The sequence below is a fragment of the Syntrophus buswellii genome (assembly GCF_046097065.1).
Classification (GTDB): domain Bacteria; phylum Desulfobacterota; class Syntrophia; order Syntrophales; family Syntrophaceae; genus Syntrophus; species Syntrophus buswellii.
On the sequence record NZ_CP175563.1, the window covers coordinates 2262158 to 2286371 of the forward strand.

The 24214-nt window shown below is 54.5% G+C and carries 25 protein-coding genes and 1 tRNA gene; 16 read left to right on the plus strand and 10 right to left on the minus strand.

Features of this window, described 5'->3' with window-relative positions; genetic code table 11:
- Positions 1–4 precede the first annotated feature (4 nt).
- A complete protein-coding gene (locus ACJ77P_RS10360) occupies positions 5–421 on the minus strand; it encodes a type II secretion system protein J (RefSeq protein WP_367360267.1) in 417 nt (138 codons plus the stop codon).
- Positions 422–481: 60 nt separating this feature from the next.
- The gene (locus ACJ77P_RS10365; protein ID WP_367360268.1) at positions 482–940 is read right to left on the minus strand and encodes a GspH/FimT family pseudopilin; all 459 of its coding nucleotides are present in this window, start codon (positions 938–940) and stop codon (positions 482–484) included.
- A 295-nt stretch (positions 941–1235) separates the two neighbouring features.
- Here ACJ77P_RS10365 and ACJ77P_RS10370 point away from each other — a divergent pair, with 295 nt between their 5' ends.
- Positions 1236–1916, plus strand: a complete 681-nt coding sequence (locus ACJ77P_RS10370) for a Crp/Fnr family transcriptional regulator (RefSeq protein ID WP_408998177.1) — start codon at positions 1236–1238, stop codon at positions 1914–1916.
- 16 nt (positions 1917–1932) lie between these two features.
- Here ACJ77P_RS10370 and ACJ77P_RS10375 read toward each other — a convergent pair whose 3' ends face one another.
- A complete protein-coding gene (locus ACJ77P_RS10375) occupies positions 1933–2709 on the minus strand; it encodes an A24 family peptidase (protein WP_367360270.1) in 777 nt (258 codons plus the stop codon).
- A gap of 123 nt (positions 2710–2832) precedes the next feature.
- Here ACJ77P_RS10375 and ribD point away from each other — a divergent pair, with 123 nt between their 5' ends.
- Entirely contained in the window at positions 2833–3960 is a 1128-nt protein-coding gene (gene ribD / locus ACJ77P_RS10380; RefSeq protein ID WP_408998178.1) for a bifunctional diaminohydroxyphosphoribosylaminopyrimidine deaminase/5-amino-6-(5-phosphoribosylamino)uracil reductase RibD, read from the plus strand.
- Positions 3961–4013: 53 nt separating this feature from the next.
- Here ribD and ACJ77P_RS10385 read toward each other — a convergent pair whose 3' ends face one another.
- The gene (locus ACJ77P_RS10385; RefSeq protein WP_408998179.1) at positions 4014–5609 is read right to left on the minus strand and encodes an FAD-dependent protein; all 1596 of its coding nucleotides are present in this window, start codon (positions 5607–5609) and stop codon (positions 4014–4016) included.
- A 213-nt stretch (positions 5610–5822) separates the two neighbouring features.
- Here ACJ77P_RS10385 and ACJ77P_RS10390 point away from each other — a divergent pair, with 213 nt between their 5' ends.
- The 9 genes from ACJ77P_RS10390 (at position 5823) to atpB (ending at position 12019) form a co-directional block, all read left to right on the plus strand.
- Positions 5823–6326 carry a transcription termination/antitermination protein NusG gene (locus ACJ77P_RS10390; protein ID WP_367360273.1) on the plus strand — a complete coding sequence of 168 codons (504 nt, stop codon included), beginning with the start codon at positions 5823–5825 and terminating at the stop codon, positions 6324–6326.
- A 33-nt stretch (positions 6327–6359) separates the two neighbouring features.
- Positions 6360–6770: a peptide chain release factor-like protein gene (locus ACJ77P_RS10395; RefSeq protein ID WP_367360274.1), complete on the plus strand. Its 411-nt coding sequence runs from the start codon at positions 6360–6362 to the stop codon at positions 6768–6770.
- Between the two features lie 21 nt (positions 6771–6791).
- Positions 6792–7319 carry an Lrp/AsnC family transcriptional regulator gene (locus ACJ77P_RS10400; RefSeq protein WP_408998180.1) on the plus strand — a complete coding sequence of 176 codons (528 nt, stop codon included), beginning with the start codon at positions 6792–6794 and terminating at the stop codon, positions 7317–7319.
- Positions 7316–8614 (plus strand): glutamate-1-semialdehyde 2,1-aminomutase, encoded by a 1299-nt coding sequence (hemL, locus tag ACJ77P_RS10405; RefSeq protein WP_367360276.1) that lies wholly within the window; start codon positions 7316–7318, stop codon positions 8612–8614. Before ACJ77P_RS10400 ends, hemL begins: the two co-directional genes overlap by 4 nt.
- Complete coding sequence (gmd, locus tag ACJ77P_RS10410; RefSeq protein ID WP_408998181.1) at positions 8611–9642, plus strand: GDP-mannose 4,6-dehydratase; 1032 nt, start codon at positions 8611–8613, stop codon at positions 9640–9642. The genes hemL and gmd overlap by 4 nt, the downstream gene beginning before the upstream one ends.
- Before the next feature lie 10 nt (positions 9643–9652).
- Complete coding sequence (locus tag ACJ77P_RS10415) at positions 9653–10621, plus strand: GDP-L-fucose synthase family protein (protein ID WP_367360278.1); 969 nt, start codon at positions 9653–9655, stop codon at positions 10619–10621.
- A gap of 97 nt (positions 10622–10718) precedes the next feature.
- A complete protein-coding gene (locus ACJ77P_RS10420; protein WP_367360279.1) occupies positions 10719–10973 on the plus strand; it encodes an AtpZ/AtpI family protein in 255 nt (84 codons plus the stop codon).
- Complete coding sequence (locus tag ACJ77P_RS10425; RefSeq protein WP_367360280.1) at positions 10970–11362, plus strand: ATP synthase subunit I; 393 nt, start codon at positions 10970–10972, stop codon at positions 11360–11362. The genes ACJ77P_RS10420 and ACJ77P_RS10425 overlap by 4 nt, the downstream gene beginning before the upstream one ends.
- Before the next feature lie 3 nt (positions 11363–11365).
- Positions 11366–12019, plus strand: a complete 654-nt coding sequence (gene atpB, locus ACJ77P_RS10430; protein ID WP_408998182.1) for a F0F1 ATP synthase subunit A — start codon at positions 11366–11368, stop codon at positions 12017–12019.
- 87 nt (positions 12020–12106) lie between these two features.
- On the opposite strand, the gene yihA is transcribed toward atpB, so the two are convergent.
- The 4 genes from yihA to ACJ77P_RS10450 form a co-directional block, all read right to left on the minus strand.
- Complete coding sequence (gene yihA, locus ACJ77P_RS10435) at positions 12107–12682, minus strand: ribosome biogenesis GTP-binding protein YihA/YsxC (RefSeq protein WP_408998183.1); 576 nt, start codon at positions 12680–12682, stop codon at positions 12107–12109.
- Positions 12679–14118 (minus strand): sigma-54-dependent transcriptional regulator, encoded by a 1440-nt coding sequence (locus ACJ77P_RS10440; protein WP_408998184.1) that lies wholly within the window; start codon positions 14116–14118, stop codon positions 12679–12681. Before ACJ77P_RS10440 ends, yihA begins: the two co-directional genes overlap by 4 nt.
- A gap of 70 nt (positions 14119–14188) precedes the next feature.
- Positions 14189–14818 carry a peroxiredoxin gene (locus ACJ77P_RS10445; protein ID WP_408998185.1) on the minus strand — a complete coding sequence of 210 codons (630 nt, stop codon included), beginning with the start codon at positions 14816–14818 and terminating at the stop codon, positions 14189–14191.
- A gap of 13 nt (positions 14819–14831) precedes the next feature.
- Positions 14832–15422, minus strand: a complete 591-nt coding sequence (locus ACJ77P_RS10450; RefSeq protein WP_367360285.1) for a peroxiredoxin — start codon at positions 15420–15422, stop codon at positions 14832–14834.
- A 242-nt stretch (positions 15423–15664) separates the two neighbouring features.
- On the opposite strand from ACJ77P_RS10450, the gene ACJ77P_RS10455 reads away from it, so the two are divergent.
- Together ACJ77P_RS10455 and ACJ77P_RS10460 are read left to right on the plus strand one after the other, a co-directional pair.
- Positions 15665–16924, plus strand: a complete 1260-nt coding sequence (locus tag ACJ77P_RS10455) for a murein transglycosylase A (protein WP_408998186.1) — start codon at positions 15665–15667, stop codon at positions 16922–16924.
- 182 nt (positions 16925–17106) lie between these two features.
- A complete protein-coding gene (locus ACJ77P_RS10460; protein WP_408999424.1) occupies positions 17107–19125 on the plus strand; it encodes a BNR-4 repeat-containing protein in 2019 nt (672 codons plus the stop codon).
- 97 nt (positions 19126–19222) lie between these two features.
- Here the strand turns inward: ACJ77P_RS10460 and ACJ77P_RS10465 are convergent.
- A tRNA-Val gene (locus ACJ77P_RS10465) sits at positions 19223–19297 on the minus strand.
- 71 nt (positions 19298–19368) lie between these two features.
- Complete coding sequence (locus ACJ77P_RS10470) at positions 19369–20160, minus strand: nitrilase-related carbon-nitrogen hydrolase (protein WP_367360289.1); 792 nt, start codon at positions 20158–20160, stop codon at positions 19369–19371.
- 496 nt (positions 20161–20656) lie between these two features.
- Between ACJ77P_RS10470 and ACJ77P_RS10475 the strand changes: the two genes are divergently transcribed.
- The 3 genes from ACJ77P_RS10475 to ACJ77P_RS10485 all read left to right on the plus strand — a co-directional run bounded on the left by ACJ77P_RS10475 (position 20657) and on the right by ACJ77P_RS10485 (position 24171).
- Positions 20657–20866 carry a biotin/lipoyl-containing protein gene (locus ACJ77P_RS10475; RefSeq protein ID WP_367360290.1) on the plus strand — a complete coding sequence of 70 codons (210 nt, stop codon included), beginning with the start codon at positions 20657–20659 and terminating at the stop codon, positions 20864–20866.
- A 305-nt stretch (positions 20867–21171) separates the two neighbouring features.
- Entirely contained in the window at positions 21172–22323 is a 1152-nt protein-coding gene (gene acd / locus ACJ77P_RS10480) for a glutaryl-CoA dehydrogenase Acd (RefSeq protein ID WP_367360291.1), read from the plus strand.
- A gap of 75 nt (positions 22324–22398) precedes the next feature.
- A complete protein-coding gene (locus tag ACJ77P_RS10485) occupies positions 22399–24171 on the plus strand; it encodes an acyl-CoA carboxylase subunit beta (protein WP_408998187.1) in 1773 nt (590 codons plus the stop codon).
- Positions 24172–24214: the final 43 nt, after the last annotated feature.

The window sequence follows — 24214 nt, forward strand, 5'->3', positions numbered from 1 at the left end:
GCTGTTACCGACCGATAATGGTTGAGGCTGCTACGCTGCGGCCGCCCCCGCTCCAGGAAACCGTCACGACGACCGTTTTCATCGTATCATTCGGCTCCGCCGCGTCGAGTTTGCAGGTGCAGGTCCTTGTAAAATAGGCCCCGGTTGAGGAGCCCGAAACCTGGCCGTTCTGGGATGCATAATCCGTTGCCGTGATGCCGGAAGTACTGGCGCTGATATCCGCGTAGCTCTTATTTTTCATGTCTTCAAGCTTGTCCTTGACCAGCGTGGTCGCCATGGTCGTCATCTTGCTGACGGCGTTTCCCTTGATGACCGTTGCGGTCAAAGAGAGCAACGCCAGCAGTGCAACCAGCAGCAAACACATCGCGACCAGGACCTCAATCAGTGTAAAGCCTCGTTTATCGGGAATTGCCGATCTCATGATTTACGTTCTCCATAATGCGATGATCATCTGAAAGAGGCTTTTCCATCTGCGAATCCGTCAACTGCCGATCACAACGCGCCCGGTAATCGCCACGCTGACTGTTTTTGAACCAGCGGAATTGGTCAACGTGACAGTGGCAAGCGCGGCAGCCGTTCCCCGCGGATCAAAGATCGGGTGAGCCGTCGTGCTGAATGTCACATCCGGATAATCCACATGGATGTCCTTGGCCACGTCGTCGCCTTCGTTATCGGCAACGGTTCCGTTGCCGTTGGCGTCATTCCAGATCTCATAGGTATGGCTGCCGGTAAAACCGACCTTCACCTTCTGATTGATCGTAATCGACTTCATTCTCGCAGCCATGAGCTCCGACATGATCTGCCGGGCAGCCCCGTTCAGGCGCCGCTGAGCCATGAAAGTCTTGTAGTTGGGAGCGGCGATGGCCGCCATGATGGCCATGATAGCGATAACGACCATCAGTTCAATCAGCGTAAAACCCCTTGTCCTGTAATGCGTCACGGTCTGCTACTCCTGAAATTCATCGACCTCATGCATTCATGATCGTTGTTTTGTTGAGAGATCATACGTTTGGAAACAGATACCTGTCAACCCTTATATGGCATGGTAATATGTGATTATATTCACTTTTTACTTTCCTGCTTCCCAGTGTCCGTTTTTTGGATGCAAATTGCAGTCCCAGGGAAAGAACATTGACTATTCTTCCAAATCATGGGAGAAGATATTCATTGAAAGCTGGACTTGTTTAATCAGGACAATCCAACCCGTTCACGGAAATAACGAGGTGCAAATCCCCATGGCCCTAGCCGATTTACTCAAGCAGATCCCCCTTTTTGAGTCGATGCTGGATTCGGAACGTGAGCATCTTGCCACCCTTCTGAAACGCCTCTCCCTTCCCAAAGGAGAAGTTCTCTTCCGCAAAGGCGATCACGGCTCTTCCTTTTACATCATCGTCAAAGGATTGATCAAAATTGGAGTTACAAGCCGAGTGGGTGACGAAGTCACCCTGGCGCTTCTGAGAAGCGGAGACTTCTTCGGCGAAATGGCCCTCTTGGACGAGCAACCCCGCTCGGCCGACGCCACGGCCGTCGAAGACACTCTTCTGTATGTCCTTGAGCACGACGATTTTTTCTCGTTTCTTTTTCAAAATGAAAACGCCGTCCGCTCCATACTCCGCGCCCTTTCGCTGCGTCTGCGCCGGACGGACGATCTTTTTGCGGAGATCTCTTTTCTCACCGTCCCGGCCCGGCTGGCCAAACGCCTCCATGAACTCGCGCAGCCGCTGCAGGCCCAGGAGCATGACGGGAAGGAATTCAGGATCCGGATGTCACAGCGGGAGCTTGCCGCCATGCTGGGCGTCACCAGGGAAAGCATAAACAAGGAGCTGAAAATTCTGCGGGACAAGGGCGTGGTTAGGACAGGCAGAAACGCCATCATCATTCAGGACATCGAGCGCTTGAAGCGCCGGGCCCATTGATTGAATCGTTCCCGCGTCAGATCTGATGGTACAGAAGGAGATTGACGGCATAGTCGCCGACAAAGAGATAGGCCGTGGCGGCAATCGATAGAAAAGGCCCGAAAGGAACGGCGTATTTCATATCGCCGCCCTTTGCCCACATCACGGATATTCCCACAACGGCCCCTGCCAGCGAACTGACCAGGAGGATAAAAAGCAGGGATTTCCATCCCAGGAAGGCTCCCATCATGGCCAGCAGCTTGATGTCCCCGCCGCCCATGCCTTCCCGTTTTGTCGCCAGCTCATACAAAACGGCAATCAGGTAAAGCGAACCCCCGCCGAGAACGAGCCCCAGGAGCGCCTCCATAAAGGGAAGCTCCATGAGAAAAACGGACAGGAGAAAGCAGATCGGGATGCCCGGGAGGCTGATGACATCCGGAATGATCTGGTGATCGATGTCGATGAAGGCAACCAGGATCAACGCGCTGACAAAAAGAAACGCCGCGGCAAATTTCAGGGTGAGGCCGAATTTCCAGAAGAGAAGGAGGGCCATCAGGGCCGTCAGACCCTCCACAATGGGGTAACGCAGAGAAATCCTTTCCCCGCAGGAGCGGCAACGCCCCCTGAGAAGGAGATAGCTGACCAGCGGGATGTTGTCGTAGAAGCGGATGGAATGGCCGCATCGCGGGCAGGAAGAAGCCGGGAAAACAATGGACAGGCCCTGCGGAATCCGCCAGATGCACACATTGAGAAAACTTCCCACCACAGCGCCCAGGACAAACACCACTATTCCCGCCAGGTCCGTCATAGTCATTTCCTTCTCTTCCCTTCCTTTTGCACTCCCCTTACAAACGACGGAATGAAGTCCATCTTCCAATCTTGACTTCGCCGGAAGGGTAACCTATACACCGAACGAGAAGTTCATACCCCCCATCATATGGGGACAGCGCATGCAAAGGGGAAAAGCTTTTTGAACGATGAATCTTTCATGAAACGTGCCCTGCGACTCGCCCGGAAGGGAGAGGGATGGGTCAGCCCCAACCCGATGGTCGGCTCTGTGATCGTCAGGAACAACCGCATTATCGGTGAGGGGTATCATCGGAAATTCGGCCAGGCTCACGCGGAAATCAACGCCCTGGAAAGCGTCACGGAATCGGCGGAGGGGTCGACCATTTACGTGACTCTCGAGCCCTGCAGTCATTACGGGAAAACGCCTCCCTGCGTGGACCGCCTTATCGCCTGCCGGCCGCAACGGGTCGTCATCGGCACGGCCGACCCCAACCCTCTCGTAGCGGGAAAGGGAATCGAGGCCCTGCAGCGCTCTGGAGTTCCGGTATCCGTGGGGGTCCTGGAAGAGGCCTGCCGGCAGATCAACGAAGCCTTCTTCAAATTCATCCAATCCCGAACCCCTTTCGTCACCCTGAAATACGCCCAGACCCTGGATGGAAGAATCGCCACCGCCACCGGTCATTCCCGATGGATCAGCTCCCTCCCCTCGCGGCGGTTCGCCCACCGCCTCCGTCATGCCCACGACGCCATCATGGTCGGCATCGGCACGGTTCTTTCCGATGATCCGGAACTGACCGTCCGCCTCGTGCGGGGGAAAAATCCCCTGCGGATCGTCCTGGACAGCCGGCTCCGGATTCCCCTGACATCCCATATTCTCCAGGATCAGGGCAAAGCCGGAACCCTGCTGGTTGCAACAGACCGGGCAGACGGGGAAAAGCTCGCCCGGCTTCGGGATCTCGGCATAGACGTGCTGATTCTCCCTGCGGATCCATCGGGAAGGATCGTTCTGCCTTCCCTTTTCCGTGAACTGGGAACCCGCAATATCGCTTCGGTGCTCGTCGAAGGGGGTTCCGGCGTTCTCACCGCCCTGCTGGCGGAGGATCTTGCCGACCGCCTGGTTGCCATCGTAGCCCCCAAGATCGCAGGCAAGGGGATTGAAGCCGTCGGAGACCTCAACATTACCGACATGAAGAGCGCCATCGGATTGATCTTCCGCAGGACCTACCGAAAGGGCGACGATCTCATCATCGATGCCCGCCTGCGGGGACCTGCCTGACTTTGTCCCGGAATCGGGAAGAATCGCCAGGACGCCGCAACGAGCGGATTGACTCATGCCAGGGACTCCAGCAGGAGTTCAGCCGCCCGAATCCCGTCCAGAGCCGAACTGACGATTCCTCCGGCATAGCCGGCACCTTCTCCGCAGGGGAAGATGCCCCGGACCGACACGCTCTGCCCGTCTGTTCCCCGGACAATGCGAACCGGCGACGAGGTCCGGGTTTCCACGCCGATCAGCACGGCCTCACCGGTAAGAAATCCGGGCATCTTCTCATTGAACGCCGCCAGGCCACGCTTCAGAGCCTCCACGGCAAAGCCTGGAAGAGCCCGGTGCAGCGGCGCCGGAACAACCCCGGGAAGAAAGCTGGTCTCCATGCCCTCCCGCGTCGGCCTTCCTTCGAGGAAATCCACGAGGCGCTGCGCCGGGGCGAAATAGCGACCTCCGCCCAGGGCATAAGCCCCCGCCTCCCACCGGCGCCTGAATTGAAGACCGCTGAGGGGATGAAGCGACGTTCCCGCAAAATCCTCCGTCCGGATATTAACCACAACGGCGCTGTTCGCGAAGGGGCCATCCCTCCGGGAACAGCTCATTCCATTGGTGACGACGCCCTTTTCCCTGGCGCTGCAACCGATCACCTGCCCGCCCGGACACATGCAGAAGGTGTAAACCGCGCGGTCCAGATCGGGAATCCGGACGGCCAGGGCGTACTCGGCAGGAGGGAGCTCCGCGCTGCCGACCCAGGGGCCGTACTGTATCTCATCGATCAGCGCCTGGGGATGTTCGATGCGCAGGCCTGCGGCGAAGGGCTTGGGGGCAAGCTGAACCCCCCGGTCATGGAGCATCCGGTAGGAGTCATCGGCACTCTGGCCGATCGCCAGGATGAGCTGTTCCGCTCTCACTTCCTCCCTGCCGTTGATCACGATCCCGTCAACAGCGCCGCGCTGAACGATCACATCCGTCATGTTCGCTGCAAATCGGATTTCACACCCCAGGTCCTGCAGCTCCTGCCGCATTCGGACAACGATTCTGCGCAGCCGGTCCGTACCGATATGGGGCTTCGCATCGATGAGGATATTCCGGGGAGCCCCCATTTCAACCAGGATTTTCTTGACCCAGGCCGTCAGGGGATTTTTGACACGGCTCGTCAGTTTCCCGTCGGAGAAGGTTCCGGCGCCACCTTCTCCGAAATGGACATGGCTTTCCGGGTGGAATTCCCCCTTTTCCCAGAAAGCCTGCACATCACGGATTCTCTCGACTACGGCTTTCCCCCTCTCAACCAGCAGAACGGGCAAGCCGGAACGGGCCAGGACCAGGGCGGCGAAAAGCCCCGCCGGTCCAGAACCGACCACGACGGGTCTTTTCCGGGTCCGGATCGGCCTCATCTGTGGAGTTCTCAGGAACGCCTGGTCGGCCTCCAGGGAAATCCGTCGATCCCTGCTGTCCGGGATGCCGATCGAGTCGGGAACGGTCACGACCACGGCGTAAACAAAAAAAGGTGGACGGTTTCGGCGCGCATCGAGAGACTTCCGAAGGACATCCACGGACAAAATGGACTCCGGAGAAACACCAAGAATTTCGGCGGCGGCCTCCCGGAGATTTTTTGCGCCGGCCCCCAGCGTCATGGGAATATCGTTGATTCTCAACCGCATTCATCAGTTCCTTATTGAAAATAAGGCTGTTCTGTTATAATGCTACGCCATTGCTCATGGAAAGCAGGCAGATTTCTCATGGAACGACGACGCGGCACGTTGTGGTCCATACTGAAGTTTTCTTGCGGGATTTGTCAACCCCGATTCTTTGAAGCGCCTCGTCCGTTTTTTCAAACTCCGGAAGGGGGAATTCCACAAAGAGAGGATGCGGTAATGCCCTGGTATGCCGTCCATACAAGGAGCCGGCACGAAGACAGAGTTTATGTCGGCCTTGTACAGAAATCCATCCAGACGTTCCTGCCGAAAATCGAGGTATGGAGCAAGAGGAAGGATCGCCGAAAAAGGATACTGGTCCCTCTGTTCCCCGGATACCTGTTCGTTGAACTCCTTTCGCTGGACAACCAGACAAAGCTGGACGTGCTGAAGACGTTCGGGGTCGTCCGCATTTTGGGCAAGCCTACCGGTTCGGAGCCCATTGCCGTACCTGACGAAAAGATCGCAGCCATCCTGCGCATTGTGGAATCCAAGGTCGAGGTTCAAAGCCTTTCCTGCCCCCAGGTGGGAGAGGCGGCCCGGATTGTCGACGGACCGTTCCGGGGCATAGAAGGGACGGTGCTCCGGACGGATCTGGAAAAGGATCTCTTCGTCGTGACCATCGAACTGCTGCAGCGCTCCGTGGCCATCAAACTGGAAGGATACCAGATCGAGAAGATCTGATATGGGGGGACGGGCCTATAGAGGCTAGCGACGATGAGCATTTCACCGGAAAAAGAAAAGGCCATCCTGGAGCGGATGACCCGTCTGGGTATCTCAGAAGAAGATCTGCGGGAAACCTTCGTCCGGTCTTCGGGGCCGGGCGGCCAGAATGTCAACAAGACGTCGACCTGCGTCCACCTCGTTCATCTGCCCACGGGGCTGTTTGTCAAATGCCAGCAGGATCGTTCGCAGAACGTCAACCGCCTGCTGGCCAGACGTTTGCTCCTTGATCGGATTGAACGGCTGAAAACGGGGCAGGTCACGGCCGAGAAGGCCCGGATCGAAAAGATCCGCAGGCAGAAAAGACGCCGTTCCAAGCGCGCACAGGAAAAGACCCTGGAACTGAAGCACAGGCAATCTGAAAAGAAAAAGCTCCGTGGGAAAATCGAAGCGGAAACCCCGTAAATTCTTCGGGAGGAGATGTTCATGCCCAAGACGATGAAAAAAGGGGAGACAGCCGTTCTGACATCGGAAGAAAAGAAGATTCTTCAGGCACTTCAGGGTGACATTCCCGTGACTTCCCGCCCCTTCACCGCCCTGGGAAAAGAGATGAACCTGTCGGACGATGACGTGGTTCGGATCATCCGACAGTTGCAGGATAGGGGAATCCTGAGGAAATTCGGGGCCATTCTCCGCCATCGCCAGGTGGGATTCACGCAGAACGCCATGGTGGTCTGGGCCGTTCCGGAGCGCCTTATCGAAAGCGCGGGAGAACGTCTGGCCTCCTTACCGGAGGTTTCCCACTGTTACGAGCGAACGCCCCCCTTCGAAGGGAAGTACAATCTTTTCACCATGGTTCATCTCAAAACGGCGGACATCCCTTCTTCGATCCGGAGGATGGCGGAAGCGGCAAACCTGGATGACTATCAGATCCTTACCAGTGACAGGGAATATAAAAAGAGCAGCATGACCTATTTTCCGGCTGAAATTCCGGAAAAAGACGGGGGAGAATGATGAGATCCAGATCGGAGGACTTGTTTGAAACCGCAGAGAAACTATTGCCGGGTGGGGTCAACAGCCCCGTGAGGGCCTTCCGTTCTGTCGGCGGGATTCCCCGCTTCATCGACCGGGCCTCGGGATCCCGGATCTTCGACGTCGACGGGCGGGAATATATTGATTATGTCGGATCCTGGGGACCGATGATTCTCGGGCACGCCCATCCGCAGGTGCAGGAAGCGATCCGGAAGGCCGTTGAACGAGGGACGAGCTACGGGGCACCGACGGTCCAGGAGATCGCTCTGGCCAAAACGATCATCGACGCCTTCCCCTCCATCGAAAAGATCCGCATGGTCAGCTCCGGAACGGAAGCGGCGATGAGCGCCATCCGACTGGCCCGCGGCTACACGGGCAGGGAAAAGATCCTCAAATTCGAGGGATGCTACCATGGGCACGCCGATTCGCTCCTGGTCAAAGCCGGCTCCGGCATTGCCACCCTGGGAATCCCCGGCAGCCCCGGTGTGCCGGCCTGCCTTGCTGAATTGACGATCACCCTTCCCTACAACTCGACCGAGGCCTTCCGGGCGGCGCTGGATCGCCATGGAAAAGAGCTGGCCTGCGTCATTGTCGAACCGGTAGCCGGCAACATGGGCGTCGTCGAACCCGCCCCGGGATTCCTGGAAACGCTGCGGGAGCTGACCCGCCAGCATGGAATCGTCCTCATCTTTGACGAGGTGATTACCGGATTTCGACTTGCTTTCGGCGGCTTCCAGAATCTCTGCGGCATCGAACCCGACCTGACCTGCCTGGGAAAGATCATCGGCGGAGGACTTCCAGTGGGCGCCTTCGGCGGCAGCCAGGCGATTATGGATTGTCTGGCTCCTGCCGGTCCCGTATACCAGGCAGGAACCCTCTCCGGGAACCCCCTGGCCATGGCGGCGGGCCTGGCCACCCTTGAAATCCTGGGCAGCCGACGGGATGACTATGCCGCATTGAACCATCGTACGGAAGAACTGTGCAACGCAATTCAGCGCCTCTTCGGGGCGGCGGATATCCCTCTGCGCATCAACCGCGCCGGCTCCCTCTTCACCCTGTTTTTCTCCGACCACGATGTCGTGAACTACGAAACGGCCAGTTCAAGCAATGCCGACCGTTACGCCGTATTCTTCAGGGGCATGCTGGAACGGGGCATCTACCTCGCACCCTCCGCTTTTGAAGCGGCTTTTGTCTCTTTCGCCCATTCCGATGAAGATCTGGAGAAAACCCTCCAGGCATGCGCTGAAACGATAGAAACCATGAAAGGCGGACTATGAAGAAAGCATTCATCACCGGCATCACGGGGCAGGACGGCTCCTATCTGGCCGAGCTGCTCCTTGAAAAAGGCTATGAAATACACGGCCTGATCCGCCGTTCCAGCACCTTCAACACGGATCGGATCGATCATCTCTACAAGGACTTCCACGACCCCCAGGCCAGGCTGTATCTGCACTACGGCGATCTGTCCGTTTCCGGCCAGCTGACCGATCTGCTCTACGAAATCAACCCCGACGAGATCTATCACCTCGGCGCTCAAAGCCATGTCCGCGTCAGTTTCGACATGCCGGAATATACGGGAGACGTCACCGGGATGGGAACGCTCCGGCTTCTGGAGGCGATTCGCAGAACGGGCATCAAAGCGCGTTTTTATCAGGCCTCCTCCAGCGAGATGTTCGGTTCGGCGCCCCCTCCGCAGAGCGAAGGCACCTCCTTTCAGCCCCAGAGCCCTTACGCCGCCGCCAAGGTCTATGCCTATTACATCGTCCGGAATTACCGGCAGGCCTACAACCTGTTCGCCTGCAACGGCATCCTTTTCAACCACGAATCCCCCAGGAGAGGAGAAACCTTCGTCACCCGCAAAATCACACGGGGAGCGACGCAGATCAAGCTGGGACTGCGCGACAAGCTTTATCTTGGCAACCTGGAGGCCAGGAGGGACTGGGGATTTGCCGGCGACTACGTAAAGGCCATGTGGTTGATGCTTCAGCATGACAATCCGGATGATTTCGTCATTGCCACGGGAGAAACCCACTCCGTTCGAGAGTTCGCCGAGAAGGTTTTTTCGGAACTCGATCTGGACTATCAGCAGCATGTGGAAATCGATCCCCGCTATTTCCGCCCTACGGAAGTGGACGTTCTCCTGGGCGATGCCTCGAAAGCCAGGCGGGGCCTCAATTGGGAGCCAACAATCGGATTCGATGAACTGATCCGCATGATGACGGCCGCCGACCTGGAGCTCGCTCGAAGAGAAAAAACGCTCCTGGACGCCGGCTATGCCTGTAATCTGAATCCGCACCTTGGTTGAAGGAAGACCTGTGGAACGGAACTTTACACAAAAGCGCATCGTCGTTACCGGCGGCAGGGGATTCCTGGGAAGACACCTCCTGTTCCGCCTCGCAGAGCTGGGATGCCGTCACCTGGCCGTCGCCGATCTTCCCGAATACCACCTGGCCCGTCGCCCGGACATCCTCAGGATGTACCGGGATACCCAGCCGGATATCGTCATTCACCTGGCGGCAAGGGTCGGGGGAATCGGGTTCAACCAGGCCGCTCCGGCGACCCTGTTCTACGAAAATCTCATGATGGGCACGCAGCTGCTCCATGAAGGCTGGCGTCAGGGCGTTGAAAAATTTGTCGCCATCGGCACGATCTGCGCGTATCCCAAATTCGCCCCCGTTCCCTTTAGAGAGGAAGACCTGTGGAACGGGTATCCGGAAGAGACCAACGCACCTTACGGACTGGCGAAAAAAATGATGCTCGTCCAGGCGCAGGCCTATAGGCAGCAGTACGGCTTCAACGCCGTTTTTCTGCTTCCGGTCAACCTCTACGGGCCGGGGGACAATTTTGACCCCCGATCCTCCCACGTGATTCCGGCACTGATCAAAAAGTGCGTCGAGGCACGTCTTCGGGAGGAGGAGGAAATCGTCGTCTGGGGCACGGGCGAAGCCACGCGGGAATTCCTTTACGTCGAGGATGCGGCGGAAGCCATCGTCCTGGCCGCGGAAAAGTACGACAAAGGCGACCCGGTCAACATCGGAGCCGGTTTTGAAATATCCATCCGGGATCTCGTTGAGCTCGTATCCGAGTTGACGGGTTTTTCCGGCCGAATCGCCTGGGACACATCCCGTCCGGATGGCCAGCCTCGAAGGATGCTGGACACCCGCCGGGCCTTCGACGAATTCGGATTCCGGGCAAAAACCGATTTCCGTGAAGGTTTGAGGAAAACCATTGACTGGTATGTTAAACAGAGGAACCGGGAGATGAGCCTTAACGAGATTCCATAGAAAACATCTGCAGCAAATAATTTTTGTTTTTAACGGGTCAATCGTCTGCTTTCTGATTGACTTAATAAACGGATTCGTGATAGAAGGCCCACCGTGAATGGATAAAGAATCAAGAGAAACCCTCATGCGCATGGCTTACGCAAGCAGCGTGGGCATCGGAATGGTTCTTGCCATTTTCGGCTGCTTGTACCTGGGCAGATACCTGGACGAGCAATTCGGAACGGGATTGCGTTTTACGATTATCTTCCTGCTCCTGGGCATTGCGGCCGGCTTTCGAAATCTTTATTACATCATCAAAAAATATTCCGCCGATGAAAAATCGTCGGCCGATACGGACGATACAAAAAAGTGAATCGGATAGAAAAAGCCCCTCTTCAGCGAAGACTTGAAATCACGAACTGGGTGGTTCTGGGCTTTATTCTCCTCGGCAGCACCTTCCTTAAGTCCCTCTCCTTTTCGCTTGGGATCCTGCTGGGCGGCTTGATCAGCATCGTCAATTTCTACTGGCTCCACCAGAATCTCCGCGACACGTTCGAGCACCTGATGGATGGCTCCAAATCATCCATCCTGCTCAAATACGGCGTCCGGCTTGCCGTCACCGCCGTTCTTCTCTATTTCATCATTGCCTATCGCGTAGCGGACGTTCTGGGCCTGCTCCTGGGTCTTTCCATCGTCATCATCAACATCGTTTTCACCGTCATCGTGACGTTTCATAAAAAAAATTTTGAGGAGGTTCGTTAAACAATGCATGCTCTGTCGTTTTTTCAAAACCCCTTTTTCCCGGATCACGTAACCTACACGTGGTTTGTCATGGCCTTGCTGATCCTGGGCGGCTTGCTGGTCAGGGGCGGGATGGAACTGTATCCGGGTAAATTGCAGAATTTCATGGAAGTCGTCATTGGCGGGCTTGATTCATTAGTTACGGACACCATGGGGCATGAAGGAAAGAACTTTTTCCCCCTCATCGCCACCATCGCACTTTTTATTCTCGTATCCAACCTCCTTGGCCTTGTTCCCGGCTTCGGCAGCCCCACGGCGAATCTGAACACCAATGCGGCCATGGCCATCGTAGTTTTTATCCTGACTCACATCATGGGGGTCAAGGTTCACGGCGGCAAATACATCAAACAGTTCATGGGGCCCGTATGGTGGCTGACGCCCCTCATACTCCCCATTGAGATCGTCAGCCATCTCGTCCGTCCCGTGTCTCTCTCAATCCGACTTTTCGGCAATATGGAGGGTGGTCACATCGTCATCGCCGTGTTGCTCATCCTGGCTCCCTTTCTTGTTCCCGTACCGATTCTCATTCTGAAACTCCTCATCTGCTTCATCCAGACCCTGGTCTTTACGCTCCTGGCCATGATGTACATCGGCGGCGCCATGGGGGAAGCTCATTAATTTCAAGGCTCTTTAAAATTTCAAAAGCCACGTCCTTCACGTGAAGGGCGTGGCTTTTGTTTTTGTCATGCGGCTTCGATTCCGGAATTACGCCGGCCTCTGAATGGCCTCCCAGACAGAGTCCCTCCCCAGGCCGGTCTTCGCAGAAAAAAGAATCGGCGCAGCGTCAAGGTTCAGAAGCTCCTTAACGGCCCGCTGCCTTTTTTTGCTTTCCCCCCGGGAGAGCTTGTCCATTTTTGTCAGGACAAAGAGCGTCCTTCGACCGTAAAAATCCAGCCATGACTTCAGTGCAAGATCCTCAGCGGACGGATCTCTGCGGATGTCGAGGATCAAAACAACAAGCTTCAGACAATCCCGCTCCCGCAGATAGGTTTCAACCATCGGGCCCCATTCTCTTTTGACCGCTTCGGGCACCCTGGCAAAACCGTATCCGGGAAGATCGACAAAAAGCAGCTCATCGTTGATGTTGAAAAAATTGATCAACTGCGTCCGCCCCGGCGTGTTGCTGGTCCGGGCCAGCCGTTTTCTCTGGACGAGGGCATTGATCAGCGAGGATTTGCCGACGTTCGACCGGCCGGCAAACGCCACTTCGGGAAGACTTTCCCGGGGATAGCCCGAAGGGGATGTCGCACTCTTTACAAAATCCACAGTCACAATTTTCATGGGCCGGCTTTTTCCTCGACGGCAAGCCTTTCCTCTTCAAGGCTTCTGTCAAAGCCGTCACGCTCAAAGGAAATGCCGTATTTTTCCAGCTTGCGCTCCAGCGTGGGACGCGATATTCCCAGAATGTCGCAAAGCTCCCCCTTGTTTTTCCCTCTCTCACGCTGCAGGATTTTCCGGATATGCTGCTCTTCCACATCATCCAGGGTCAGCAGTTCGCACGACGTTCCGCCCTCTTCGAGCCGGAAGGTCTGCTCCGATCCGGACAGGTCCTGCTTTTCGAAAAGTTCCGGAAAGTCGCTTTTCTCCAGGATCCTGCCCTTGGCCATGACGCCGGCGCGTACGAGCAGGTTCTCCAGCTCCCGGACGTTTCCGGGCCAGTCATGGCCTTGAAACGCCTCCATCACGTCGTCGGACACCCCCAGGATCCTTCGGCCGATGTCCCGGTTAACCTTGGCCAGGAGATATTGAACGAGCCGCGGAAGATCTTCCGGCCGTTCCCTCAGGGGGGGCATTTTAATGGAGACGATATTCAGCCGGTAAAAAAGATCAGGGCGGAATTTCCCCTCCCGGACCAGCGTTCGAAGATTTTTGTTCGTCGCCGCTATGACCCGGGCGTGGACATGCACCTTATCCTTGCCTCCCACGCGCTCAAACTCCATTTCCTGGAGCACCCGGAGCAGCTTGGCCTGGAGATTGACGGACATTTCACTGATTTCATCGAGGAAGAGCGTCCCGTAACGAGCCAGCTCGAACTTTCCCAGCTGCCGGTTGAAGGCGCTTGTGAACGAGCCTTTTTCGTGGCCGAACAGTTCCGATTCCAGAAGCGTCTCCACAATGGCGGAACAGTTTACGGCAATGAAGGGCTCATTGGGTGAGGTATGGCTGTGAATGACTTTGGCAACAAGCTCTTTTCCCGTGCCGCTCTCGCCTTCAATCAGGACGGTCGTCCGGCTCTGGGAGATGACTCCGACCATCTTGAAGATTTCCCTCATGTCCTTCCCGGTGCCGATGATGTCCCCCTTCCTGAATTCCAGGGTGGATTCCCTGGAGAACCGGTCCGTCCTCCTGTCCAGATCCAGGGTACTCATCGCTTTTCTCACCGACGCAGACAGCTCGCTCATATCCTCCGATTTATGGATGTAATCGAAGGCGCCGATTTTCATGACCCGAACGATGCTTCCCATCTCCGGACAGGACATCATCGCAATCACTTTGATCCGTTCATTTTCCTCCAGCAGCTCCTCCAGAATCGTCAGTCCGTCTACATCGGAGAGGGCCAGATCCATAATGACCAGATCCGGTGACTTCTGAACGCAGAGATTCAACCCGTCCGTTCCCGTGGAGGCCGTATACGTCTCATACCCCTCCTTAGCCAGGAAGTGCCTGATCTTTTCCAGGGCTGAATGATCCCCGTCAATCACAAGAATGCTGGACATCTCTCTTACGTCTCGAAATAAAATTCAAGCGAACGCCATTTCATCATCATGACCCAGAGCGGCCTTTCGCTTATTTCAAGCCGCCGGCGGGCGGCTGCTGCAGTTTTTCCAGCTCCCGAACCAGGACTTCCAGGGGCGGCCGCTGATTGATATCCTTGACATGGATGTATCGGATGATGCCCTGCTTATCGATGATAAACACGGCCCGTTCAGCGATCCCTTCGGAACGCAGGATCCCGAACCTGGATGCGACTTCGCCATGGGGATAGAAATCGGAAAGAACGGGAAACCACAACTGACCCATCTGGTTCGTCCAGGAGTAGAGCGTCGGGATATTGTCCACCGAAATTCCCAGCAGGACCGCATCATTGCTGTCGAAAATGTCCTTGACGATATTATAGCCAGGCCACTGATCGGAACAGACGGGAGTCCATGCGGCGGGGATAAAGGAAAGCATCACGTTCTTTTTTCCCCGGTAATCGCTGAGCGAAACGAGTTCCCCGGAAAGGGACCTGAGGGTGAAATCCGGAGCCGGGTCGCCCACTTTCACCTTGAGCACGCTGTCGACGGGTTTCATGCTTCCCCTATCATAGACATTGTCCTTGAAGGCGTCCGACAGGCAGTAGGCTGCCGGGCCGGACAGGAGAAACAGGGCGGCGGCCATAAAGAACGCTGCAACACTCCTGAAATATTTTGCCATGATCCACCTCTTATTAAATACCGGTCAGTTTGATGACCAGGTTCAAAAACGAGTCGGCATTGCCGAAAGCCCCCAGTTTTGAATAGACAATCCGATAGGAACCGTTGGGATAGTTCCGGAGCACAATAAAATAGGGGGTTCTAACCTCTCCGAATTTTTTGTGCAGGACAAAGTCTCCATCGTCAAAGAGGGGAAAAGGAATCTGGTATTTTTTCCTGAACGTGTCCACCTCATAGGCATTGTTACCTGCACCGATCCCTATGATCTTGATTTTACCCCGCAGGGAAACCGTCTTTTCAATTTTTTCATAAAGCGCGTTCACCGTGGGCGCCTCCGCTTGGCAATGGGGGCAGTACATGCTGAAAATTTCCAGAATAACGACGTCTGCCTTGATCTGCGTAACCTTGAACGTTCCCTTCCCCATGAAAGGCAGGCCGCGGGAAAGGCCAAGATAATTTCTAGCCGCTGTATCCTGGGGCACGGCCAGTTCAAAATCGGGCAATGTCCCACCAGCCTGGGGGGGAGCACCCGCACAGGCATTTCCCACCATAACGGCCAGAACAGCGGCCATCACCAATGCACAGATTGCCGAGAAACGGTTCATAACCTTACCTCCTCCACAAAACAGAATAAAAGCCGCGTTACCACCCTGACACACAACCATCAGCTTCCAATATAGGTTAAGGGTTTTAATGTGTCAATGACAATGGTTGTACCATTCAGGCCGCTGCCGAAGCAAAATCTTCTTTACAAAACACCGCCCTGTTATGATATCAGAGAATGATTTTTCCAGAAGAGAAGTTCTCCACAAAATGAACGGATTCAAGAAAGGAAGTTGGTAAGATCATGAAGGCAAGGATTTTTCTGGCCCTTTGTTTCGTCTTTTTAATGTGTGCGGCAGGCTGTCAAAAACCCCGCGTTCTGGAACCCTTCCCGACGGAACCCCCGAAGCAGGAATTGCCGCAACCCCGGATCCAGGAAGAGGAGTTGCCCCTGCAGAAATACTCCAAGCAGTTGCCGTCGGGCCAACTCGCCTTGCGGAAAATAACCGACCCAGCCGAGATCCCCGACTTTACCGAAGCCTGCGAGGACCTGTCCAACCTGGAAACGGCCATCCACAACAGCCTGAACTATCTCAAGAAACCTTCAAGCAAACTGTTCTTTCCCTACGGGGAGATAACTCATCAGCACATGGAAGAGAGCCTGAACGCCTTTGCAGAGCTCATTCATTCCGGCCACAGGGGATCCGATCTCAATGCCCTCATCCGGGAACAGTTCGATGTCTATGCCTCCGTCGGCTGCGACGACAAGGGCACCGTGCTCTTCACCGGCTACTTCACCCCGGTCTTTGACGGATCCAGGGAATCCAGCGGACGTTTCAAGTACCCCCTTTACAGCCAGCCGGAAGATCTTGAGAAAAACCCGGAGGGCGTCACGCTGGGCAGACGCACCGTTGACGGAATCGTCCCCTATCCGCCGCGTGCCGAACTCGAAGATTCCGGTATGCTGCAGGGCAGGGAAATCATGTGGCTTGACGACCCGTTTCAGGTCTTTATCGTCCATGTGCAGGGATCGGCGATGATCCGTCAGCCCGACGGCTCGCTCGTCGGGATCGGCTATGCCGCAAATAACGGTCACCCCTACCAGAGCATCGGCCAGAAGATGGTTGAAGACGGAAAGATACCGGAAGACCGGATGAGCCTCTCGGCCATGATCGAATACTTCAAGGCCCACCCCAATGAAATTTCAGAATACACCCGGCAAAACCCACGATTCGTCTTCTTTCAGGTAGCAGACGGACCGCCCCGGGGGTCCCTCAATGAACCGGTCGTTCCGTACCGGACCATCGCCACGGACAAGTCTATCTTCCCACGAGCGGGGCTGACATTCATTTCCACTACCCTGCCCCGGACGTCGGGTAACGATGTCCTCCAGAAACCATACTCCGGTTTTGCCCTGGATCAGGACACCGGCGGCGCCATCCGCGCACCGGGGAGGTGCGATGTCTACATGGGACAAGGCGATACGGCGGGAAGGCTGGCTGGAAAGACATACCGGGAAGGCCGTCTGTATTACCTGTTCGTGAAACCGGAACTCAGAAATTAACCGTGCTTATGATGGAAGACGGTCAGCCTGGAGCGGTCAGGCACTGATGCCCAATCAGGCATTGCCGCTCATGGATTTCCATATCCTTTTGTTGTCTGCGGGAATTTATTCCCTCACCCCGTTATAACCCCAGGGCTTTCTACCGCCATGACTGGTTTTATCTTTAAACGTTTGTGAATGTCATGTTTACTGTAAAACATTCTTTATTGGTTCCCCTAATAACATTGTTTCTTTTTTTTGAAGCCGCTTCACTGCTCCAGGCTTCCCAGAATGACTTCAATGGGGATCATATTCCCGACATTCTCTGGAGAAACGCCGTTACAGGCCAGGTGAATCTCTGGTTGATGAAAGCCGATGGCGACCATGCCGGAGACAAGCCCCTCAGAGAAAATCCGGATTGGACCATCGCGGGAACCCATGATTTCAACAGGGACGGAATCGCGGACATCCTCTGGAGAAGCACGGATACCGGCCAGGTCGTCCTCTGGTTTATGAAGAACGATGGGACAAGACTCGGTTACAAACGACTCAGAACCGATCTGGACTGGACAGTAGCAGGGTCCGATGACTTCAATGGGGACCAGATTCCCGACATTCTCTGGAGAAACGCCGTTACAGGCCAGGTGAATCTCTGGTTGATGAAAGCCGATGGCGACCATGCCGGAGACAAGCCCCTCAGAGAAAATCCGGATTGGACCATCGCGGGAACCCATGATTTCAACAGGGACGGAATCGCGGACATCCTCTGGAGAAGCACGGATACCGGCCAGGTCGTCCTCTGGTTTATGAAGAACGATGGGACAAGGCTCGGTTACAAACGACTCAGAACCGATCTGGACTTGGCAATCATCAGTCAATATTCGGTTTACGGCCTCAAGCTTCCCCACGAAATGAAATCCGTCAAGTTGGTGGAAGACGGCATTTTCACCATGTCCCCCTCAGGTTCTTATCCGGCATATCGATATAAGGGAACTTTCGACAGAACCTATTTTGGTTATTATTCTTCCAATCATTGCATTTCTTTGGCGTATTGGAACCATTCCCAAAATCAGCCGGGCAATCCCGTGATCCTATGGGAGGATTGGGGTTGGAATTCCGGTGGGACGTTGCTCGGCGATGACCATGCGAATCCATCTGTCATTGTCTTGGAGAAGCAAGTTGGGGGACACATTGAGCATAATGGTAAACTATTGGTCGCTGCGGCAGAACATGGATCCGACAAGACAGGAAAGGGGAGACTGGAATTAAGGAGATCGAAGCTCCCGGAATCGATAGACTCCTGGGAAAATACGATTTCTCTTCGGTCAACCAAGGCCACTTATCCACGTTTAATGGAACTGGCGGATGGACGAATCTGGCTGCTCTGCCGACTGCAGAGGTTTGTGGCAAATGCCACCAACACCTTCTACTTTTGGGAAAGCATTGATGCCGGCACGACTTGGAGCGAGCCGAAATTGCTTGTTGACATCAATCCTGGCACGCATGAATCCATTTATGTCACCGTGAATAAAAATGCTGCTGGTTCGAAACTGCATTTTACGTTTAACAGCTACATCTATGATAATCCGTCTCCCGGATTAAGGCGCTATAAGAACATCTACTACATCTGTTATGATGTTCCTCTTGACCAATGGGAAAAAAGCGACGGACAAATCGTTTCGCAACCCTTGACATTGGACAAGTTAGATGTCGTTTATCAGAGCGATGATACGCCCGGGCTGGAAGACTGGACCTATTTGTCAGATATTAAAGTGGATGCCCGCGGGAATCCTGTTCTTGTAAGCATCAATTCGCAGGATCGAGGCTCGCGGGACAGGTTTGACCCGAATATCAAGGATTTCGTTTTGTATCATTTTCGCCAGGACGGTGAATGGCGGACAGAAACCGTTTGTGAAACGGCCCGTTTTTTTTATCCGAATATGGCTACCCTTCATGGAAAGTATTTGAATATGGTATTTGCCAGTCCCCCGGATGAAAACGGATACGGGAAAGACTTGGTTGGATTTGTAAGGAAGGGAGACACGTGGGAACAATATATGATTATAAAATCCCCGGAAACTGTCGATGGGCACAGTGCCCGCCCCTTCTATGCCTTGAATTCCCAAGATGAGTCCCTCATCTTTTGGAATTTCATAACTTATTATGAAGGCTCTCCATATGTGAACTGGACTTCCAGCATTTTCGGCTGTTTAATAAAATGATCGCCGGTTGGAAGATTCCATGTTTTCACATGGACCCAAACGGTGGCAGACATAAAAAACGGGGTTACAGAACATACCATAACCCCGTAACGCTTCATGGTAGGCGGTACTGGGATTGAACCAGTGACTTCTACCGTGTGAAGGTAGCACTCTCCCGCTGAGTTAACCGCCCATCGTTTTACGGGTGCAAGCTATATCCTAAAGAATTCTCTTTTTCAAGGGGAAAAATAGTTCGTCTCCATTTCAGGATTCACCTTCACAGAGTCTCCGGTAACATTCGACCCGCCTGTCCCGATAAAGATGGTTAAACGGATTGAGATGTTTGTCCCTGGCCAGGGAAATGTCAAGTTCGGCAACCCCGACCTCATTTCCAACCGGGCCGGCGGAATAGAGGACATCGGCACGGGGACCGGTAATCTGGCTTCTGCCCGTGAACTGAAGCGTCTTGCCGTTCCGATCGTCCTGTCCGGTCCGATTGGCCGTCACGGCATAGACATGATTTTCCAGGCAGCGGATCTTCATGCCGTCCTGGCAGAAGGGCAGGACCAGATTGGCGCAATGGCAGATCAGATCCGCCCCCTTCAGGGAAAGGATCCTCATGGTTTCCGGGAAAAACCAGTCGAAGCAGATCATGACCCCCATGCGGCAGCACCCAAGATCATAAATTTCCGGCTCCTCATCCCCCGGCTGAAACCAGAGTTTTTCCTCACTGAAGAGGTGAATTTTCCGATAGGTTCCCATGTACCCCTCAGGCGATACCACGACGGCTGAGTTAAAAAAGCGGCCATGGTCCCGCTCCGCCACCCCGCCGACAATGCAGCACTGGTTCCGGGAAGCCAGCCGGCAAAGAAATTCCGTCGTTTTTCCATCAGGGATTTCCTCGGAGATTTTTCCAACCTCATCGAGAGAGGTAAAGAGATAGCCCGTATTAAAGAGTTCGGGAAGCACGATCACTTCCGCGTTCAACTCGTTGATCAGGCCCTCCGCTTTTTTCAGATTCTGCTCAACGTTACCGAATACTGGTTCAAACTGCACAAATCCCGCCCTCATAACATTCTCCCCTTCCCGCCGGCTCATGCTTCTTTTCAAGCACGACATGGCAACCGAATCTCCGCCCATATCGTGCATGGCCCCAGCCCCTGTCCCGGGTTCCCTTTCTCAACGGAGCGTCCGTTGTATCTGCAGCCTTATCGTTTCCCCGCTATGGGATGGGGACGCCCAGTCCGCATTTTATCGCTTCAGCCGCTTTGATATCATCTTTGCCCCCGGATTGGAACCCTGGAGAATGCCATCCGTGCGCACTTTCGAACCCGATCCCCTTCCCATATCTCCGCAGAATCACATGAACTGACCGGTGGAAGATATCATCAAATTATTGAAAATATTCATTGACAAAATTGACTCTAATGGGGTAAGAGCCCAGAGAATTTGATAGCGGTTAGGCGGGCAAGGGTTACTAGGGTTTCCATTATCAGATGGGCTGACCCTTAAGCGGTTGAATGACATTTAAACACATTGTTAGGAGGAAATTATGGAAGTTACGGTACCCATGGAAGGAAAGATTGTGGCAATCAAAGTTAACGTTGGCGATAAGGTCAGTGAAGATGACGAAGTCGCGGTCATGGAAGCCATGAAGATGGAAATGCCTGTCGTATGCCCGGCAGACGGCGTTGTTAAAGAAATAAAGGTCAAGGTCGGTGACAAAGTTGCAGCTGAGCAGGCATTGATGATCATCGAATAGACCAGATCTTCCAGATACTACACACCGAATAAGCAAGAACACCCCTATACCGATCTTTGCAGAGCGGCTTGACGCTTCAGGATGCAGGGAAATCAATACAGAAACACCGTGTCGGCCTTTGAATTCCGGCACGGTGTTGATAGTCACAGAATGCTTAAAAATTATAAGCCGATTATCCAGACACATCAGAAAATGCCAGACATGCCGGATACGCGATATCCTTATTTTTTCGGGGGGATACGGCTGGGACTGATTTGAGCGGTTTGCTGTGGCACTAATACTTAATGAAAAGAGGAGGCTTTACCATGGATTTTGCGTTATCAGAAGAACTCGAAATGTTGCGGACTATGGCACGCGATTTTGCAACCGAAAAGATTGCGCCATTTGCAGACAAATGGGATGAAGAGCATTACTTCCCCTATGAGGAAGTCGTCAAACCGATGGGCGAACTGGGCTTCTTCGGCACCGTTATTCCGGAAGAGTACGGCGGAAACAACATGGGCTGGCTGGCCGCCATTATCCTCACCGAGGAAGTCGCCCGCGCCTCCAGTGCGCTGCGTGTCCAGATCAACATGGAAGGACTCGGCTGCGCCTACACCATCTGGAAGTATGGAACGGAAGAAGCCAAGAAGAAATATGTGGAAAAACTGGCAACGGGCCAGTACCTCGGCGGCTTCGGAATCACCGAATTCAACGCCGGTTCCGACGTCATGTCCATGAAATCCACCGCTGAGGACAAAGGGGATCATTATGTGCTGAACGGCTCAAAGACCTGGATCTCCAACGCCAGCTGCGCCGATGTCATTGTGTACTATGCTTACACGGACAAGGCTGCAAAGGGCAAGGGACTGTCCGCTTTCGCAGTGGAGTTGAAGAACAACCCCGGCATCCGCACGACGGATCTGGACAAGATGGGCAGCAAATCCTCACCCACGGGCGAGATCTATCTCGACAACGTCATCGTTCCGAAGGAAAACCTCCTTGGCAAACCCGGCGACGGCGCCAAGATCGTCTTCGGGTCCCTCAACGGAACCCGCCTGTCCGCAGCCGCGGGTGGAATCGGTCTTGCCCAGGCCTGCCTTGATGCCGCCATCAAATACGCCAACGAGCGTGAGCAGTTCGGCAAACCGATCGGTCAGTTCCAGGCGAACCAGTTCCTGATCGGCGAGATGGCCTGTGATCTGGAAGCCGCCAGACTGGTGGTCTACAAGGCCGCCTGGCAGAAGGATCAGGGAAATCTGGGTAACACCTTTGAAGTCGCCCAGGCCAAATATCTTGCCGGCGAAGTGGCCTACAAGTGCGCCATCGGCGCGATGAGAATCTTCGGCGCTTATGGTTATTCCACGGAATATCCCGTGAACCGTTTCTACCGCGATGCCCCCACCTACGCCATGGTGGAAGGTTCGACCAACGTCTGTAAGATGATCGTCGGCGGCACACTGCTTGGTGCGAGATAACCAACCGAAACGAGGTGTTCTCACCTCTCGAGATATTATGCTGTTGATATATATGTGAGTTTAGGAGAGTTTTGAATGAGACAATATTTTGAAAAGATGGACGATCTGGGCAAGGCTCTCAAGCCGGCGCAGATTGAGAGGATGAAAGACAACGTCGCCCAGATTGAGGAAGTCTATGCCGACGTTGCAGCAGCAGTTGATAAGGCAAAAAATGCGGGGGTCCCTGCAGAAGATGTTCACAAGAAAGGGGATATGACTGTCTGGGAGCGTATTGAATACATCGTGGATCCCGGGACTTTCTGCCCTCTGCATACTCTTTATAATCCGGCCGGAAACAAGGAAGGCGTTACGGGCGTCATGGACGGCCTGGCCAGGATCAGCGGCAAGTGGTGCGTGCTGATCGGCTTCGACAACAAAGTCACCGTGGGTGCTTGGATTCCCGGTCAGCCGGACAACAATCTCCGCGCCACCGACATGGCAAAGATCCTCAATATCCCCATCGTCTGGCTGGTCAACTGCTCGGGCGCCAGACTTCCTGAACAGGAAAAATTCTATGCAAACCGGCGCGGCAGTGGAACCTGCTTCTTCCGTCATGCGGAACTGGAAAAGATGGGAATCCCCGTCCTGGCGGGAATCTACGGGACAAACCCGGCGGGCGGAGGCTATCAGGGCGTGAGTCCGACCATTCTTCTTGCCCACAAGGACTGCAACATCGCCGTTGGCGGCGCCGGTATCGTCAGTGGAATGTCCCCCAAGGGATTCTTCGACGAAGAAATCGCCGAAGCGCTGATTGATGCAACGCGCAAGTTCCGGGCAACACCTCCGGGAAGCGTCAAGATTCACTACGACGAAACCGGATTTTTCAGAGCCGTTTTTGAGTCACAAACCGGTGTTCTGGATGCCCTCAAAGAATATATGTCCTATATCCCGGCATATCATCCGAAGTTCTTCCGTGTCGCCGAGCCGGCGGCACCGAAATACGATCCGAAGGAAATTTCATCCATCATCACCTTCAATCAGAAGATGGTTTATGATTTTGACAACCTTCTTGCCCGTCTGGTGGACAATTCCGAACACATGGAGTTTCGGCCCGGTTACGGACCCGAAGTGTACACCGGTCTGGTCAAAATTGATGGATTCCTGATCGGAGTCATCGGCAACCGCCAGGGAATCCTTCCCAACTACCCGGAATATACCAACGAGTACATCGGGGTGGGCGGCAAGCTCTATCGACAGGGCTTGATCAAGATGAGCGAGTTTGTCACCCTCTGTGATCGTGACCGCGTTCCAATGATATGGTTCCAGGATACTTCCGGAATTGACGTCGGCGACATCGCGGAAAAGGCGGAGCTTCTCGGCCTGGGCCAGTCGCTGATCTACTCCATAGAGCAGACCGAACTTCCCATGATGCTCGCTGTCCTCCGAAAGGGATCCGCAGCGGCACATTACGTCATGGGTGGACCGACGGCCAATAACCACACCGCCTTCACGCTGGGTACGGCTACAACGGAAATTTACGTCATGCACGGCGAAACAGCGGCAACGGCCAGTTTTGCCCGCAGACTTGTGAAGGAAAAAGATGCAGGCAAGCCCTTGCAGCCGGTCCTTGACAAGATGAATGCATTGGCCAAGGAATACTATGACAAGTCACGTCCGATTGCCTGTGCCGTGACAGGAATGGTTGATGAGATCGTCCGTTACGAGGATATCCGCAACTACATGGTCGCTTTTGCCAACGCAGTGTACCAGAATCCGAAATCCATCTGTCCGCAGCATCACATGATTCTGCCGAGAATTATCCGTTCACAGATCGTGAAAGGATTGGATAGACCCAAGGCGGGAGAGTAAGAATAACATTTACACCCTTGTTGGGCTTTTGAAGAATTAAAGA